Raw genomic sequence first — 14,143 nt, forward strand, 5'->3', positions numbered from 1 at the left:
ACGGGTCAAGGCCACCGTACGGTGGGTAGGGCGGATCAGGCCCTTAGCAAACCCCGATCAGACTTTGCGCAGATGCCAGACCTGTTCCAGCGGATAGTCCTTGGCCCAGTCGGCAGGAACTGATCCGCGGGTATGGTCGGCCCAGTCGGGTGCGTAGATTTCCTGATAGTTTTCAACGGCAAAGCCAAGGCGGTGGAACAGGGCGAACCAATCGCCGATGGTCAGGTTGAAACAGATTCCGCTGGGTTCAATCTCGACCCGCGTCCAGTCGGCCCCCCACATGCCGCGGTAGGGCCGGTGCAGGCTGCGGTCGGCGGGGGCGCCATTTTCAGGGGCGCAGATCAGCGACAGCGGGTGGTTGCCAAGAAACACCAGTTGACCGCCGGGGCGCAGGATGCGGTGCGCTTCGGTCAGCCAAGCCTCGGGGGGGCACCAGATCGCCGCGCCGTATTCCGAGATTGCGAAATCAAAGGCGGCTTCGGGCAGGCCGGTCGTTTCGGCATTGCCTTCGATAAAGGTGATGTCGGCCCCATGCTGATCGGCCAGTCGCCGCGCGGTGGCCAATTGTTCGGGCGACACGTCGATGGCCGTCACCCGCGCGCCCCGCCGTGCCATCCAGCCCGAGACATAGCCGGTGCCGCAGCCCAGCTCGACCGCCTGCATGCCGGTCATATCGTCGGGTAGCAGGCGTAGGTTGGCCTCTGGCGCGCCCCAGTTGCCCCATTCCGGATCGCCTGCCCAAGCGGTTTCACCCATTTTGACCCAGTTTGGCGCGTCCTCGTCCCAGATCCGGCGATTTATGGCGACGTAATCGTCTGTCATGGGGCCAGCCCGCGCTCTGCCGCCATCTCCGAGATCAGCCCGCTGAGGAATTCATTCACCCGTGCACTGGGCTGACGGGCGGCAACGGTGTCGGCCATTGGGTCCGGCGCGGTGATGATCGATCCTGACAGCACCTCAAGCACCCGATGGGCGCAGAAGGGCACATAGACCTCGGAATAGCCGCCTTCGTGCACCAGAAGCAGGCGTCCGTCACACAGCCTTGCGGCCGCGTCTTTGACCATCCGGGTCATCTGCCCGAAGGTTTCGGCGGTGCACAGCATCTGGGCGATGGGATCATAGATGCCAGCGTCGAACCCACATGCGACGATGATCACGTCCGGCTGAAACCGGTCCAGCGCAGGGATCACGATGCGCGCCATCGCGTCCAGATAGGCGACATGGCCAGTGCCGGGGGGCAGGGGGACGTTGATGTTGAACCCTTCCCCCGCGCCACGGCCCTTGTCGGCTACGTCGCCGGTATCCAGCGGATAATTGTGATCCTGATGAAGGGATATCGTCAGCACGTCGTCACGGTCGTAGTAGATGTGTTCTGTGCCATTGCCGTGGTGCACGTCCCAATCCACGACCGCCACGCGCTGCGCCTTACCGCCAGCTTGGGCAGCGGCGATGGCGATGGGAATGTTGGCCATCAGACAGAACCCGTTGGGCCAGTCGGGAAGGCAGTGGTGGCCGGGGGGGCGCGACAGGGCATAGGCATTCTGCACCTTGCCAGACAGCACGTCGGCCAGCGCCTGTTTGGCCAGTCCAGCCGAGAGGGCGGCGATCTCATACCCGTCCTTGGCAAAGGGGGTACGCAGGCCCAGCTCTCCTCCGCCTGCGTCGGATAGGGCTTTGAAGTCGTTCAGGTATTTCGCAGGGTGGATACGCTCCAAATCCTCGCGAGTGGCGGGCGGGGCGCTGGACATGGCCAGATCGCGGGTGATGCCTGTCACCTCCATCAGGTTGCGCAGGCGCCGCTTAGTTTCGGGGCTTTCCGGCAGCCCCCCGGCGGCCATGGGCTGCACCAATCCGCCCAAGGGCATGGTCAGCGCATAGTTTCCGCCTGCGTGCCAGAAGCAGCGCTCGTCCCAGTAAAATCCCGTTGACACCGCGTCCCCCCTTTTGGTTACGCAGAGTGTGGCCCGGTTTGCGCCGTGCCTGCAAGCGGGGTGTCATATGTCGAAGGATTTGCCAGACCTCAGCGTCTTGGCCGTCGCGGGGGCCGAGGTTGCTGTGCGCGTTACGCCGAAGGCCGCGCGCAACCGTATCGTGGCCGAGGATGGCGCGATCCGGGTTTACACCACGACCGTGCCCGAAGACGGCAAGGCCAACGCATCGGTGACCAAGCTGCTGGCCAAGGCGATGGGCGTGCCTAAATCCCGGCTGGAACTGATCCGGGGCCAGACGTCGCGAGACAAGGTTTTCAGGGTGATCGGCTGATCAGTCGACTTCGGACCGGCGCAGGGTATAGCTGCCTTCGGGCAGGTTCATCGCCGCCGCCAGATCGCGCAGCTGCGCGGTCGATAGGGTGATTTTCTGCACTACGTCGGTGCGCGCGTCGTATTGTTCGACCGTCACGCATTCCTGGAACGCGTTGATGATCACGTCCTCTTGCAGGGGGGCATCCCCATCGTCGACGATGGTGATCAGGGTGCTGTCGAATTCGTGCTCGATGGTGAACATGAGGCCACTGTGCGGCGCATCCCAGATGTATGCAAGTGCGGTTTGCCGCCGATCGCGCTGGCACACGGCAACGTCATGGTTGCAAGGTTGCAAGCCAGCGCGAAAATGCCGATAAATTCTGGCCAAACAAGACGGCCCAAAACGTGGCGGGGCAAAGCGACCAAGATGCAGCTGATCCAATTAAAGAAATTCCTGATCCTTCCTGTGCTGGCGGTTCTGGCGGCCTGTGACGTGCCTGTGGCGACGGCGCCTGCGCCCACCGGGACGCGCCCGCAAACCCAGGCCGAGGCCGCGTCGGTCGCCAATTCCGTGACCTCGTCCACGGCGCGTCAGGCGGCGCGGCGGTTCGTGTCGGTTGTCAGCCGGGTTGAACCTGTTGCGGAACGCACCTGCCGTGCCCGCGCGCCGGGGCTGAACTGCGATTTCAACATCGTCGTGGATGACCGCCCCGATGCGCCGATCAATGCTTTCCAAACCCGCGACGAACAGGGGCGTCCGATCCTTGCCGTGACGGTGCCGATGATCGCCTACGTCCAGAACGACGACGAACTGGCGTTCATTATTAGCCACGAGGCGGCGCATCATATCGCACGGCATCTGGATCGGCGGACCGAATCCACGCGGGCGGCGGCGTTGATCTTTGCCTCGGCCGCGGCGCGGGGCGGGGCCTCGGGTGCGGCTTTGGATACGGCAGCGCGGCTGGGTGCGGCTTTGGGGTCGCGCGTCTATGCCAAGGATTACGAGCTTGAGGCCGACGCTATCGGCGCGCGGATCGCCCGCGATGCTGGCTATGATGCGATCAACGGGGCGCGATATTTCGAACGCTCTCCCGATCCGGGCAACCGGTTCCTCGGCACCCATCCGCCCAACGCCAACCGGGTCGAAGCGGTGCGGCGCGCGTTGCAGTAGCGCGCCGGGGAAAATTCCGCCGATTTTTACACGGATCAAGGTGTCGCCCGATTCTCCGGTCTATGCCCGTGGCATGACAGCCGGGGGATCACGATGGCACCACGAGGCGACATTTACACACATCTTCAGCTTGTCCGGCGCATGGGGCAGGCCACGGGCGTCGATCTGGTGGCCGCGCAACATGATGGCGCGATCACGCAGGGCGACTGGGCCGACATGGTCACCAATTGCCGTGGTTGCGGTGCGGCGCAGGCCTGTGATCGCTGGCTAAGCTATCAGGCGCTGACCGGCGGTGTGGCCCAGCCCCCCGAGTATTGTGAAAACAGCGCAACCTTTCACCGGCTGGCCCGGGTTGCCGCGGAATAGGAGCCGACGCATGGGATTTTTCAGTAGGCTTGCCAAACATGAGGCGCTGTTTCGGGGCATGACCGACCGGCTTGGCGTGAACGTTTCGGACTGGGTCGGGGCCGAGGGCCAGAACGCGGGGGACTACAGGACGTCCGTCCTAAGCTGCACCGCCTGCAAAGAGGCCGGGGCTTGCATGAAATGGCAAGAAGATCACGACGCATCCAAAACCGCGCCTGACTTTTGCCGCAACAAGCGGATGGTGGACGCCTTGTCGACCCGCTAAGGAACAGGAATACCGGCCCCGAGGGCTGCTGGCGAGGTTGGGGAATGTCGCCGCAGCATCATACCTTCGGGGTTGGCCGGACGCCGGCGCAGATGTGGGGACACTGCGTCGGCGTCTTTATATTCAATGGTTCGTGTCCGGATCAGACCAGACGGCCCCAAAGGTCGTATTCGCTGGCCTCGTCCACTTCGACCCGGACGATGTCGCCGGGGCTCAGGGTGTCCGTGCCTTCGTCGATGAACAGGTTACCATCGATTTCCGGCGCGTCGGCCTTGGTGCGGCAGGTGGCGATGCCGTCTTCGTCGATCTCGTCCACGATGACGTCTTGAAGGGTGCCGACCTTGGCTTCCAGCTTCGCCTCGGAAATTGCCTGCGCCTTTTCCATGAAGCGATTCCAGCGGTCCTGTTTGACCTCGTCCGGGACATGGTCGGGCAAGTCGTTGGACCGGGCGCCGGCCACGTTTTCGTACTGGAAGCAGCCGACGCGATCCAATTGCGCCTCGTCCATCCAATCCAGCAGGGTCTGGAATTCTTCCTCCGTCTCTCCGGGGTAGCCGACGATGAAGGTCGACCGCAGGGTGATGTCCGGCGCGATGGCGCGCCATTCGGCGATGCGGTCCAGAGTACGTTCAGCGGCGGCAGGGCGGGCCATGCGGCGCAGCGTGTCGGGGTGGGCGTGTTGGAAGGGAATATCAAGGTAGGGCAATAGGTTGCCACCGGTTTCCGACGTCGCCTCCATCAGCGGGATCAGGTCGCGGACGTGGGGGTAGGGGTAGATATAATGCAGGCGGACCCAAGCGCCGAGCTGGCCCAATTCCCGCGCCAGATCGGTGATATGGGCGCGGACTTCACGATCCTTCCAAGGGCTGACGTCATGCTTCCGGTCCACGCCGTAGGCCGAGGTGTCCTGAGAGATCACCAGCAGTTCTTTCACGCCCGCGTCCACCAGCTTCTCGGCCTCTCGCAGGATGGCGTTGGCGGGGCGCGACACCAGACGGCCACGCATGTCGGGGATGATGCAGAACTTGCACTTGTGGTTACAGCCTTCGGAGATCTTCAGATAGCTGTAGTGGCGGGGCGTCAGGCTGACGCCGCTGGCAGGCAGCAGGTCGATAAACGGATCGGGGTTCGGCGGTACCGCGCCATGCACCGCGTCCAGCACCTGTTCGTATTGATGCGGGCCTGTGACGGCCAGAACCTTGGGGTGCACGCCGGTGATGTATTCGGGTTCGGCGCCCAGACAGCCGGTCACGATCACTTTGCCGTTTTCGGTCAGCGCCTCGCCAATCGCCTCAAGGCTTTCGGCCTTGGCGCTGTCCAGAAACCCGCAGGTGTTCACGATGACCGCGTCCGCGCCGGTGTAGTCCGGGCTGATCGCGTAACCTTCGGCGCGTAGGCGGGTCAGGATGCGTTCGCTATCCACCAGCGCCTTTGGACAGCCAAGGGACACCATGCCGATAGACGGCTGGCCCGGGCGACGGGTGTCGTCCAGCCTGGGGCTAGGGGCAAGGTCGGGGCGGAGGTTGGGCGGGTTCTGGGACATGGCCCGCCTATACGCGCTTGGCGTGGTTTTGCAAGTGGGGTGGGTGTGTGGTCGGGTGCGTGGCCTTCAGGTCTACGTGGTTTGAGATGAGGGCAGCGACCGACCCGAGGGTGGCGCAATAGCGCCGCCCTGGGGGGCGGGTCGGCGCTGCCCGGCGCTATCGCCGGGCGGGACCTTTGATCCGCGTGGCGCATTCATTGTGTATTTCGGTGTGACACCGATGCTTGCCGCCCCCCGATCACATGGTACCATGCCTTTCCCGTTACCCGCAGGAGGCGACATGCGGCTGATACGTTTGCTCATCGGAATGGTGCTGGTTTTCGTGCTGGTCTTCATTGCGGGCCTGTTCCTCGTGCCGGGCGAAAAGATCGCGCAGGTCGCTGCGGATGAGATTGAACGCCGCACGGGCCGAGAGGTCCAGATCGGCGGAGAGGCGCGGTTCACCTTATGGCCGAACCTTGGCGTGACGGTGGACACGCTGCGCATCGCCAATGCTGATTGGTCGGAAAACGGCCCGATGTTTCAGGCGAAATCGGTGACCATCGGCGTTGATGCGGCGGCACTGATCCGCCGCGACATCAAGATCCGTGCGCTGCACGCCGATGCGCCGGAAATCCTGTTGGAACGGAATGACCAAGGCACCGGGAACTGGGAATTATCGCCAGTGACGGCGTCGGCTGCTGGCTCGGCGACCGGGTCAGCCCCTGCAGCGCAGTCCGCGCCTGTGTCTCAGCCTGCATCACGCGGGGTACCTCAGTTCACCTTGGATCGGGCCGAAATCGCCGATGCCTCGGTCTATTTCATCGACCGGCAGGCCGGGACCGAACTCAGCCAGCGCGGTATCGATCTGGTCCTGACCTACCCGGAGGCTGGTGGCGCCGCCGATATCGACCTGACCCTGCGCCCCGCCGGAGAGCCGGTGCGCCTGACCGGCACGCTGGCCGACCCCATGGCGCTGGCGGGCGGAGAGATCACGGGCGTTTCGCTGTCGATTGATCTGCCGGGCGGAGAGGCGAGCTTTGAGGGGCGTGCGTCGATTACGCCGGAGGCGCAGGGTGCGCTAAATCTGATTGTCTCAGACACCGCAGCCTTTGCCGGGGCACTGGGTCAGGTGCCGCCGGCTCTGCCAGAGGGGCTTGGGCGCGACCTTAGCCTGACGTCGCAGATCACGTTGACGCGGGATGGCCGGCTGTCGTTGCGCGATGGTTCGGTCCGCTCGGGCTCTAACAGTGCGACGCTGGCGGCGGATGTGACCACGGGCGGCGACAGGCCACGCCTGAACGCGCAGGTCAACGCCGGGCCCTTGGACCTCAGCGCGATTGCCAGCGGTACGCAGGCCAGCGGGGGATCAAGCGCAGGTGCGGCACAAGCGGGCTGGTCGACGGCGCCCATCGATGCCTCGGCCCTAGGGCTGATCGACGGAGAGATCGCCCTGACCGCGCCGTCCATTGATCTGGGTACGACCCAACTGGGCACAACCCGCGTTCTGATCACCATCGACCGGTCACGCGCGGTCGCGTCACTGCGCGAGGTGCAGGTTTTCGGCGGCAAGGTGGTCGGAGAATTCGTGGCCAACAATCGCAATGGCCTGTCGGTCGGGGGTGACATGCGCGCCGAAGGCATTGCGCTGAACCAGGCGCTGACTGAACTGGCGGGCGTGTCGCGGTTCACCGGCGACGCTTCGGCCCGGGTCAAATTCTTGGCGACCGGGCAATCGGTGGCGGCGCTGATGAATTCGCTATCGGGCGACGGGGGCGTGCAGACCGGCAAGGGCACTATCGACGGCATCGATCTGGACCGCCTGTTCCGGGGCGGTGATCCCACGGGCGGCACGACGATTTTTGATGCGACCAATGCGACCTTCACCCTGACCGATGGCAATCTGCGCAACGACGATCTGCTGATGAAGCTCGGCGGGATCGAAGCGCGGGGCACGGGCCGTATCGGATTGGGGCCGCAGGATATCGATTACCTGTTTACGCCGATCAGCCTGACCGCCCGCGACGGCCGCGGGCTGGCGCTGCCGGTGCTGATCCGCGGGCCTTGGGCGGGGCCCAAGATCAGCGTTGATCTGGAAAAAGCGATCGAACTGAACGCAGCAGAAGAACGTAAGGCACTGGAAACTCAGGTCCGCGAAAAGGTGAAAGCCAAGGTCGAACAGGAACTTGGCATCACGCAGCAAGAAGGCGAAAGCGCCGAAGATGCCGTGCGCCGAACCATTGAGGAAGAGGCCAAGAAAGGCCTTCTGAAGCTGCTGAACCGATAGGTCCTAGACTAACCGCCCGGCCAGTTGGGCGCGTGTCGCGGCGTCGATCCCGATGGTGTCGAGATAGCCCACCGGCCCGCCGTAGGTGTCGTCCAGATGGTCCAGCACGCGGTGCATCGTCGATGGCTCTGACGCAAGGATTTGGGCGGTCCGCTCCGGCGTCTGGCCGCGCTCGATGATGATCTCTCGCAACTGTTCCATCAGCGATGCGCCAAGCCGGGCGGTCAGGCCGTATTCTTCAGCGATGATATCGCGCGGGACCCCTGCGTTGGCCAGCAGCAGCATGGCAATCATCCCGGTGCGATCCTTGCCTGCCGTGCAGTGGAAATAGACGCCGCCGGGTGCGGCCCCGGCGATTGTGCGCAGAACGGCGGCCATATTGTCCTGACATTCATCCAGCGCCCGGATGTAACGGACGCCGAAATCAAAGCTGCCCGCGGATTCTTCGGCCATCTGATCGATCGGGGCCAGCCCGTCAAAAAGCGGGATGTTGACGTAAACCACCCGCGGATCATCGGCCAGAGGGTTGGGCGCGTGGGCGATTTCGTCGTCACGGCGCAGATCGATGATGGTCGCCAACCCGCGCGCCACAAGGTCTTCGCGATGCGGCGCCTCGATCCCGTTCAGCGAACAGCCGCGCCAGATTGCATCGCGTTTGGTGACACTGCCGTCCTGCGTTTCGTAACCGCCAAGGCAACGGATGTTGTGAATGCCGGGATAGGGCAGGGCTTGGGTGGTCAGGGTGACGGCCATGGGGGCTCCTTTTGCTTGGGACGCAAGCTAAGGAATTGAGGGCCGGGGGCAAGGGCAAGGATGGGTTTGCCCTCTGCGAGATACGAAAAGGGCAGCGCCGAATATGCAGGCGCTGCCCTTTGACTTGCGACTTGGGTGGTGGTGGGCCCGGCTATGCGCCGACGTCGCACCCGATCAATTGTCCGGATAAGGCGTGTCCATGCGGCCGAACCAATCCATATCCTCGACCGTAATCCAGCCAGACAGGATGATCCCGGCGATGATGATGAACAGCACGACAGAGATGCCCGTCGTGATCCACAGCTTGATCTTCAGGTGATGTTCTTCGGGCGCGCCGGATTGCGTGCCGGGGGTCACTTTGCCCACGTCCTGCTGCGTCTTCAGCTTGATCGGCACCACGCACAACAGGGTCATGAACCAGATGACGGCAAAAAGAACGAGGGCAGAGGTCGGTCCCATCAGACCTGCTCCAGTTCCACGAGGCAGCCGTTGAAATCCTTGGGATGCAGGAAGATCACGGGCTTGCCATGGGCGCCGATCTTGGGTTCGCCGTCGCCCAGTACGCGGGCACCGGTGGATTTCAGGTGGTCGCGCGCTTGGATGATGTCGTCGACCTCATAGCAGACGTGGTGGATACCGCCGTTCGGGTTCTTGTCGAGGAACCCTTGGATCGGGGAGCCTTCGCCAAGCGGATACAGCAGTTCGATCTTGGTGTTGGGCAGTTCGATAAAGATCACCGTGACGCCGTGATCGGGTTCGTCCTGCGGCTCACCAACTTTGGCGCCCAAGGCGTTGCGGTATTGGTCCGCGGCGGCGGTCAGGTCAGGTACGGCAATGGCGACGTGGTTCAGGCGGCCGATCATGGTGGGGTCTCCCTTTTAGCTTTGGGTCTATATGCGTGCGGTTGCGCGTGGTGACAAGCGGACAGGGTGCCACGGGGCCGCACGACGCAGCGGCGGGTTTATTTGGATCTGCGCCCTTAACGTTAACGACCTTTTCAGATTCGGAACGGTAGCTTGGGGGCAGAGGCGCAGAATGTACCGGAAAGGACCCGCAATGGATGATACCAACTATCTGCCGCGCGACCACGTGCCGACGTCGTCGCGACCCCTGTTGGGGATGACGATTCTGGTTGTCGAAGACAGCCGCTACGCAAGCGAGGCGATGCGCCTGATGTGCGTCAGGTCCGGTGCGCGGATCAGGCGCGCGGATTGCCTTGCCTCGGCCCGACGACACCTTCAGGTGTACCGCCCGACGGCTATGATCGTCGATCTGGGTTTGCCTGACGGATCGGGGCTGGAGCTGATCCGCGATATGTCCAATGCGACGCCGCGTGTCGATGTGCTGCTGGCGACCTCTGGCGATCTGGGGTTGGAACAGGCGGCGCTAGAGGTTGGGGCCGACGGCTTCCTGCCCAAACCGGTGACCAAACTGGCGGCGTTTCAGAATCTGGTGCTGTCTTTCGTCGATCCGGAGCGGCGGCCCATGGGCCCGCGCCTCGTGGACCCGACCGATATTCAACCCGACTCACTGGCCTATCGCGATGACATGGTCGCAATGGCAGAGGTGCTGCAGAAATCCAAGGACGTGGGCACCGTCGCTTACGTCACGCAATTCCTGCATGGCGTGGCACTGTCGGCCAACGACGATGTGCTGCTGAACGCGGTCGACGAATTGCGCGCGGGGACAGAAGCTGGGCAGATGCTGCCGGGAAGTATTTCTCGCGTCTCCGACCTGCTTCGCGACCGCGTGGTGCAACGCGCCAGCCTGTGACGCTTTAAAATGCGCCCATGGCCAGACCCGCGGCCATGGCAGCGCCAAGGTCGCGGCATTTACTCAGGTCGTCTTCGGCGATGGTCTTGGGGGCAAGGATCGCCTCGGGTGTTTGGGCATCGACCATCACGATTTTCGCCTCTTGCACCTGTTTCAGCCGCCATCCCTTGGCGATGCGGGCGGTCTGGCGGGCCGCGTTCTCTCCGTCCGACCCGGCGCAGACCATCTGCGCATAGGGGCGTCCTTCGATTTTGCCGAGCACGGGATAGTAGCTACGGTCGTAGAAGTCTTTCATCAACCCAGAGATCGCGGCGAGGTTTTCTGGCGCGCAGAAGATGTACCCGTCGTGACGCAGCAGATCATCGGGGCCTGCGTCATCGGCGGCTAAAAGGGTCGTGTCGCATTCATCCTGCGCGGCCTCGAACGCCGCTTGGGCCATCTGCTTCGATCCGCCGGTGCGGGAATGGTAGACGATCAGCAGCCGGGCCATGGATCAGCCCGGATCGCGCCAGCGGTTGGCGATGGGATAGCGGCGGTCCAGCCAGAAGGCGCGTTTGGTCAGGCGCGTGCCCGGCGCGGATTGGAAGCGTTTGTATTCGCTGATGTACAGCAGATGTTCGACCCGTTTGGCATCTTCGCGGGAATAACCCGCCGCGACGCAATCCGCGACCGAACCATCGAGATCGACCAAGATATTCAGGATCGCATCCAGCACCGGATAATCGGGCAGGGAATCACTGTCCTTCTGATCCTCGCGCAGCTCGGCCGAGGGCGGTTTGGTGATGATGCGGTCTGGGATGACCTCTCCGGCTGGGGCCATCATCCAGTCGCGGTGGTTCTGGTTGCGCCAGCGGCATTGTTCAAAGACACGCGTTTTATACAGATCTTTGATGGGGTTATAGCCCCCCGCCATGTCGCCATAAATCGTGGCATATCCCACCGCGACTTCGGATTTGTTGCCGGTGGTCAGCAGCATTTCCCCAAACTTGTTCGACAGGGCCATCAACAGCAGCCCGCGCAGGCGGGACTGGATGTTTTCCTCGGTCGTGTCGGGGGTCGTGCCTTCGAACAAAGGCGCCAGCGTTTCGGTGATCGCCTGCCGCCCTTGGGCAATCGGGACAAAGTCATAGCGGCAGCCCAGACGTTCGGCGACGGCCTTGGCGTCCTCTAGCGAATGATCTGACGTGTATTCGGAGGGCAGCATCACGCAGCGCACGTTGTCGGGCCCAAGCGCATCCGCCGCGATCGTCGCCACGATGGCAGAATCGATCCCGCCCGAGAGGCCCAGCAAAACTTTGCCGAAGCCCGTTTTGCGGCAATAGTCGCGCAAGGACAGGACCATGCACCGGTAATCCTGTTCCCATTCGTCGGGCTGGTCGGCCATCTCTCCGCCCTTGATCCGCCAGCCGTCGTCCGTGCGTTTCAGGTCGATATGGGACAGCACCTCGTCAAAGACGGGCATGTGGAAGGCCATTGATCCGCCGGGGTTGAGGCCAAAGGACCCGCCGTCGAACACCTGATCGTCCTGACCGCCGACCATGTTCAGATAGATCAGCGGCAGGCCGGTTTCGACGACACGGGCGACCATCTGGTTGAACCGCGTGTCCATCTTGTTCCGGTAGTAGGGCGAGCCATTGGGAACCAGCAGGAAATCCGCGCCGGTTTCGGCCAAGGTCTCTGGAACCTCGGGGTGCCACGCGTCTTCGCATATGGGGCTGCCAATGCGGATATCGTCAATGGAGTAAGGGCCGGTGATGTCGCCGCTGCCGTATAGGCGCACTTCGTCAAAGACCGTTTCATTGGGCAGGTTGTGTTTCAGGACGGTGCTTTGAACCTTGCCCTTCGACAGGATGTAATAGGCGTTGTACAGCTGCGCGCCTTCCAGTGCCGGGCCACCAATGGCCAGCGCAGGCCCGTCGGCGCAATCTGCAGCCAGCGCATGAATCGCGGCGATGGCCGTCTGGTGAAAGATCGGCTTTTCGATCAAATCCTGCGTCTGGTAGCCGGTGATGAACATCTCGGGCAGGGCGACGATTTGCGCGCCCGCGGCCTTCCCGCTGGTCCAAGCCTCGCGCGCCTTTTTGGCGTTGCCTTCGATGTCGCCCACGGTGGGGTTCAACTGACAAAGCGTGATCCTGAAGGTATCGCTCATAAGGGCCTCATTCCGTCCACTGGTTGCTTGCTTAACGGCACGAGTTCGTGAGGAAAAGGTGATTTGGCCAAAAGGCATTGCGGGTCGTAAGTCCCGGCTTTAGGTTTTAGGCCGTTCCGGTGCGCAACCACGCCGGAGACCGGGAGAGCAGACGTGACGCAACGCAAGACGCTTAACACCAAGATCGTAACCCTTCTGGGCAGCGCGGCAATGGCCGTGGCCCTGTCTGTGCCCGCCAGCGCACAGGATGTGCAGGTCAAGCAATATGACGATGGTGGCGTTTACGAAGGCACGTTCAAGGACGGGCTGCAACATGGCACCGGGACCTACACGCTGCCCAACGGCTATGAATACACTGGCGACTGGGTCGAGGGTGAAATCCTTGGCCGCGGGATCGCCAAGTTTCCCAACGGGTCTGTCTATGAAGGTGAGTTCGCCAAGGGCAAACCCCATGGCGTCGGCAAGATCGTGTTTTCCGACGGCGGCACCTATGAGGGCGACTGGGAAGAAGGCAAGATCAACGGGCGCGGCGTGGCAAGCTATGCCAATGGCACCGCCTATGAAGGCGAGTTCCTGAACGCCATGCACCACGGGCGCGGGGTGATGACCGCGCCAGGCGGCTATGTCTATGACGGCGACTGGGTGAACGGCGTGAAAGAGGGCGAAGGCTCCATCACCTATCCCGATGGGGCGACCTATGTCGGCCAGATCGTGCGCGGCAATCGCGAAGGGCAGGGCAAGCTGACCATGCCCGATGGTCTGATCTATGAAGGCGCGTGGCGCAACGGTCAGATCGACGGGGTCGGCACGCTGACCCAGCCGAACGGTGACGTCTATGAAGGCGCGCTGGTCGAAGGCAAACGCGAAGGCCGGGGCAAGGTCACCTATGCCAACGGCGACGTTTATGAAGGCGAGTTTCAGAACGACCTGCGCCACGGCGACGGGCGGTTCACCGGCGCAGACGGCTACGTCTATGCCGGGCAATGGGCCAACGGTCAGATCGACGGTCTGGGCCGGGTGACCTATCCCGACGGGTCGACCTACGAGGGCGCGTTTCAGGCCGATCTGGCCAATGGCATGGGCAAGATTACCTATGCCGACGGCGCGACCTATGACGGCGAATGGCAGGACGGCGTGATCCACGGCACAGGCGTGGCAACTTATCCCTCGGGTCTGGTCTATGAGGGCGAATTCCAGAACGCGCAGAACCACGGTCAGGGCAAGATGACCTATCCCGATGGCTATGTTTACGAAGGCCAGTGGGTGGACGGCGAACGCGAAGGCGAAGGTGTGGCCACCTATGCCGACGGCGCGGTCTATGAAGGAACCTTCAAGGCCGGTCAGCGTCACGGTCAGGGCAAGATCACCATGGCCGATGGTTTCGTCTATGAAGGCGGCTGGGAGAATGGCGAGATCACCGGCCAAGGCGTGGCGACCTACGCCAACGGCGATGTCTACGAAGGCTATTTCGAAGACGGCCGCCGTCAGGGGCAGGGCACGATGAAATACGCCTCGGGCGAAGAGGAAACGGGCGAATGGGTCAACGGGGCCCTGCGTGCGGATGCCTCGGCCGAAGATGGCGCGGCTGATCAGACGGCGACGGAATAGGCG

Annotated in this window: 16 protein-coding genes; 7 read left to right on the plus strand and 9 right to left on the minus strand. The window is 63.1% G+C overall.

What is annotated here, in order from left to right; genetic code table 11:
* Positions 1 to 57: 57 nt before the first annotated feature.
* A complete protein-coding gene (locus ACI3GR_RS14195; protein ID WP_407495372.1) occupies positions 58 to 822 on the minus strand; it encodes a class I SAM-dependent methyltransferase in 765 nt (254 codons plus the stop codon).
* Complete coding sequence (locus ACI3GR_RS14200) at positions 819 to 1,931, minus strand: class II histone deacetylase (protein ID WP_407495373.1); 1,113 nt, start codon at positions 1,929 to 1,931, stop codon at positions 819 to 821. Before ACI3GR_RS14200 ends, ACI3GR_RS14195 begins: the two co-directional genes overlap by 4 nt.
* Before the next feature lie 67 nt (positions 1,932 to 1,998).
* On the opposite strand from ACI3GR_RS14200, the gene ACI3GR_RS14205 reads away from it, so the two are divergent.
* Positions 1,999 to 2,262 (plus strand): DUF167 domain-containing protein, encoded by a 264-nt coding sequence (locus ACI3GR_RS14205; protein ID WP_407495374.1) that lies wholly within the window; start codon positions 1,999 to 2,001, stop codon positions 2,260 to 2,262.
* Here ACI3GR_RS14205 and ACI3GR_RS14210 read toward each other — a convergent pair whose 3' ends face one another.
* Positions 2,263 to 2,505, minus strand: coding sequence for a DUF8831 family protein (locus tag ACI3GR_RS14210; RefSeq protein ID WP_407495375.1), 243 nt, complete (start codon positions 2,503 to 2,505; stop codon positions 2,263 to 2,265).
* 165 nt (positions 2,506 to 2,670) lie between these two features.
* Here ACI3GR_RS14210 and ACI3GR_RS14215 point away from each other — a divergent pair, with 165 nt between their 5' ends.
* From ACI3GR_RS14215 to ACI3GR_RS14225, 3 genes are all read left to right on the plus strand, one after another.
* Positions 2,671 to 3,414, plus strand: a complete 744-nt coding sequence (locus ACI3GR_RS14215) for a M48 family metallopeptidase (protein ID WP_407495376.1) — start codon at positions 2,671 to 2,673, stop codon at positions 3,412 to 3,414.
* A 93-nt stretch (positions 3,415 to 3,507) separates the two neighbouring features.
* Complete coding sequence (locus tag ACI3GR_RS14220) at positions 3,508 to 3,780, plus strand: DUF6455 family protein (RefSeq protein WP_407495377.1); 273 nt, start codon at positions 3,508 to 3,510, stop codon at positions 3,778 to 3,780.
* A 10-nt stretch (positions 3,781 to 3,790) separates the two neighbouring features.
* Positions 3,791 to 4,045 (plus strand): DUF6455 family protein, encoded by a 255-nt coding sequence (locus tag ACI3GR_RS14225; RefSeq protein WP_407495378.1) that lies wholly within the window; start codon positions 3,791 to 3,793, stop codon positions 4,043 to 4,045.
* Positions 4,046 to 4,187: 142 nt separating this feature from the next.
* Here ACI3GR_RS14225 and rimO read toward each other — a convergent pair whose 3' ends face one another.
* The gene (gene rimO / locus ACI3GR_RS14230) at positions 4,188 to 5,588 is read right to left on the minus strand and encodes a 30S ribosomal protein S12 methylthiotransferase RimO (protein ID WP_407495379.1); all 1,401 of its coding nucleotides are present in this window, start codon (positions 5,586 to 5,588) and stop codon (positions 4,188 to 4,190) included.
* A 280-nt stretch (positions 5,589 to 5,868) separates the two neighbouring features.
* On the opposite strand from rimO, the gene ACI3GR_RS14235 reads away from it, so the two are divergent.
* Positions 5,869 to 7,854 carry an AsmA family protein gene (locus ACI3GR_RS14235; RefSeq protein ID WP_407495380.1) on the plus strand — a complete coding sequence of 662 codons (1,986 nt, stop codon included), beginning with the start codon at positions 5,869 to 5,871 and terminating at the stop codon, positions 7,852 to 7,854.
* Between the two features lie 3 nt (positions 7,855 to 7,857).
* Here the strand turns inward: ACI3GR_RS14235 and ACI3GR_RS14240 are convergent, their stop codons facing one another.
* The 3 genes from ACI3GR_RS14240 to mce all read right to left on the minus strand — a co-directional run bounded on the left by ACI3GR_RS14240 (position 7,858) and on the right by mce (position 9,470).
* Positions 7,858 to 8,607 (minus strand): tyrosine-protein phosphatase, encoded by a 750-nt coding sequence (locus ACI3GR_RS14240; RefSeq protein WP_407495381.1) that lies wholly within the window; start codon positions 8,605 to 8,607, stop codon positions 7,858 to 7,860.
* Positions 8,608 to 8,781: 174 nt separating this feature from the next.
* Positions 8,782 to 9,066 carry a DUF1467 family protein gene (locus tag ACI3GR_RS14245; RefSeq protein ID WP_407495382.1) on the minus strand — a complete coding sequence of 95 codons (285 nt, stop codon included), beginning with the start codon at positions 9,064 to 9,066 and terminating at the stop codon, positions 8,782 to 8,784.
* Positions 9,066 to 9,470 (minus strand): methylmalonyl-CoA epimerase, encoded by a 405-nt coding sequence (gene mce / locus ACI3GR_RS14250; RefSeq protein WP_407495384.1) that lies wholly within the window; start codon positions 9,468 to 9,470, stop codon positions 9,066 to 9,068. Before mce ends, ACI3GR_RS14245 begins: the two co-directional genes overlap by 1 nt.
* Positions 9,471 to 9,663: 193 nt before the next feature.
* Between mce and ACI3GR_RS14255 the strand changes: the two genes are divergently transcribed.
* A complete protein-coding gene (locus ACI3GR_RS14255) occupies positions 9,664 to 10,380 on the plus strand; it encodes a response regulator (protein ID WP_407495385.1) in 717 nt (238 codons plus the stop codon).
* 4 nt (positions 10,381 to 10,384) lie between these two features.
* Here ACI3GR_RS14255 and ACI3GR_RS14260 read toward each other — a convergent pair whose 3' ends face one another.
* Positions 10,385 to 10,870: a flavodoxin family protein gene (locus ACI3GR_RS14260; RefSeq protein ID WP_407495387.1), complete on the minus strand. Its 486-nt coding sequence runs from the start codon at positions 10,868 to 10,870 to the stop codon at positions 10,385 to 10,387.
* Between the two features lie 3 nt (positions 10,871 to 10,873).
* Complete coding sequence (locus tag ACI3GR_RS14265; RefSeq protein ID WP_407495388.1) at positions 10,874 to 12,532, minus strand: NAD+ synthase; 1,659 nt, start codon at positions 12,530 to 12,532, stop codon at positions 10,874 to 10,876.
* Positions 12,533 to 12,742: 210 nt separating this feature from the next.
* On the opposite strand from ACI3GR_RS14265, the gene ACI3GR_RS14270 reads away from it, so the two are divergent.
* Positions 12,743 to 14,140, plus strand: a complete 1,398-nt coding sequence (locus ACI3GR_RS14270) for an MORN repeat-containing protein (protein ID WP_407495586.1) — start codon at positions 12,743 to 12,745, stop codon at positions 14,138 to 14,140.
* The last annotated feature ends 3 nt before the right edge of the window (positions 14,141 to 14,143 follow it).

Source organism: Pseudooceanicola aestuariicola, from assembly GCF_045763785.1.
Lineage (GTDB): Bacteria > Pseudomonadota > Alphaproteobacteria > Rhodobacterales > Rhodobacteraceae > Pseudooceanicola.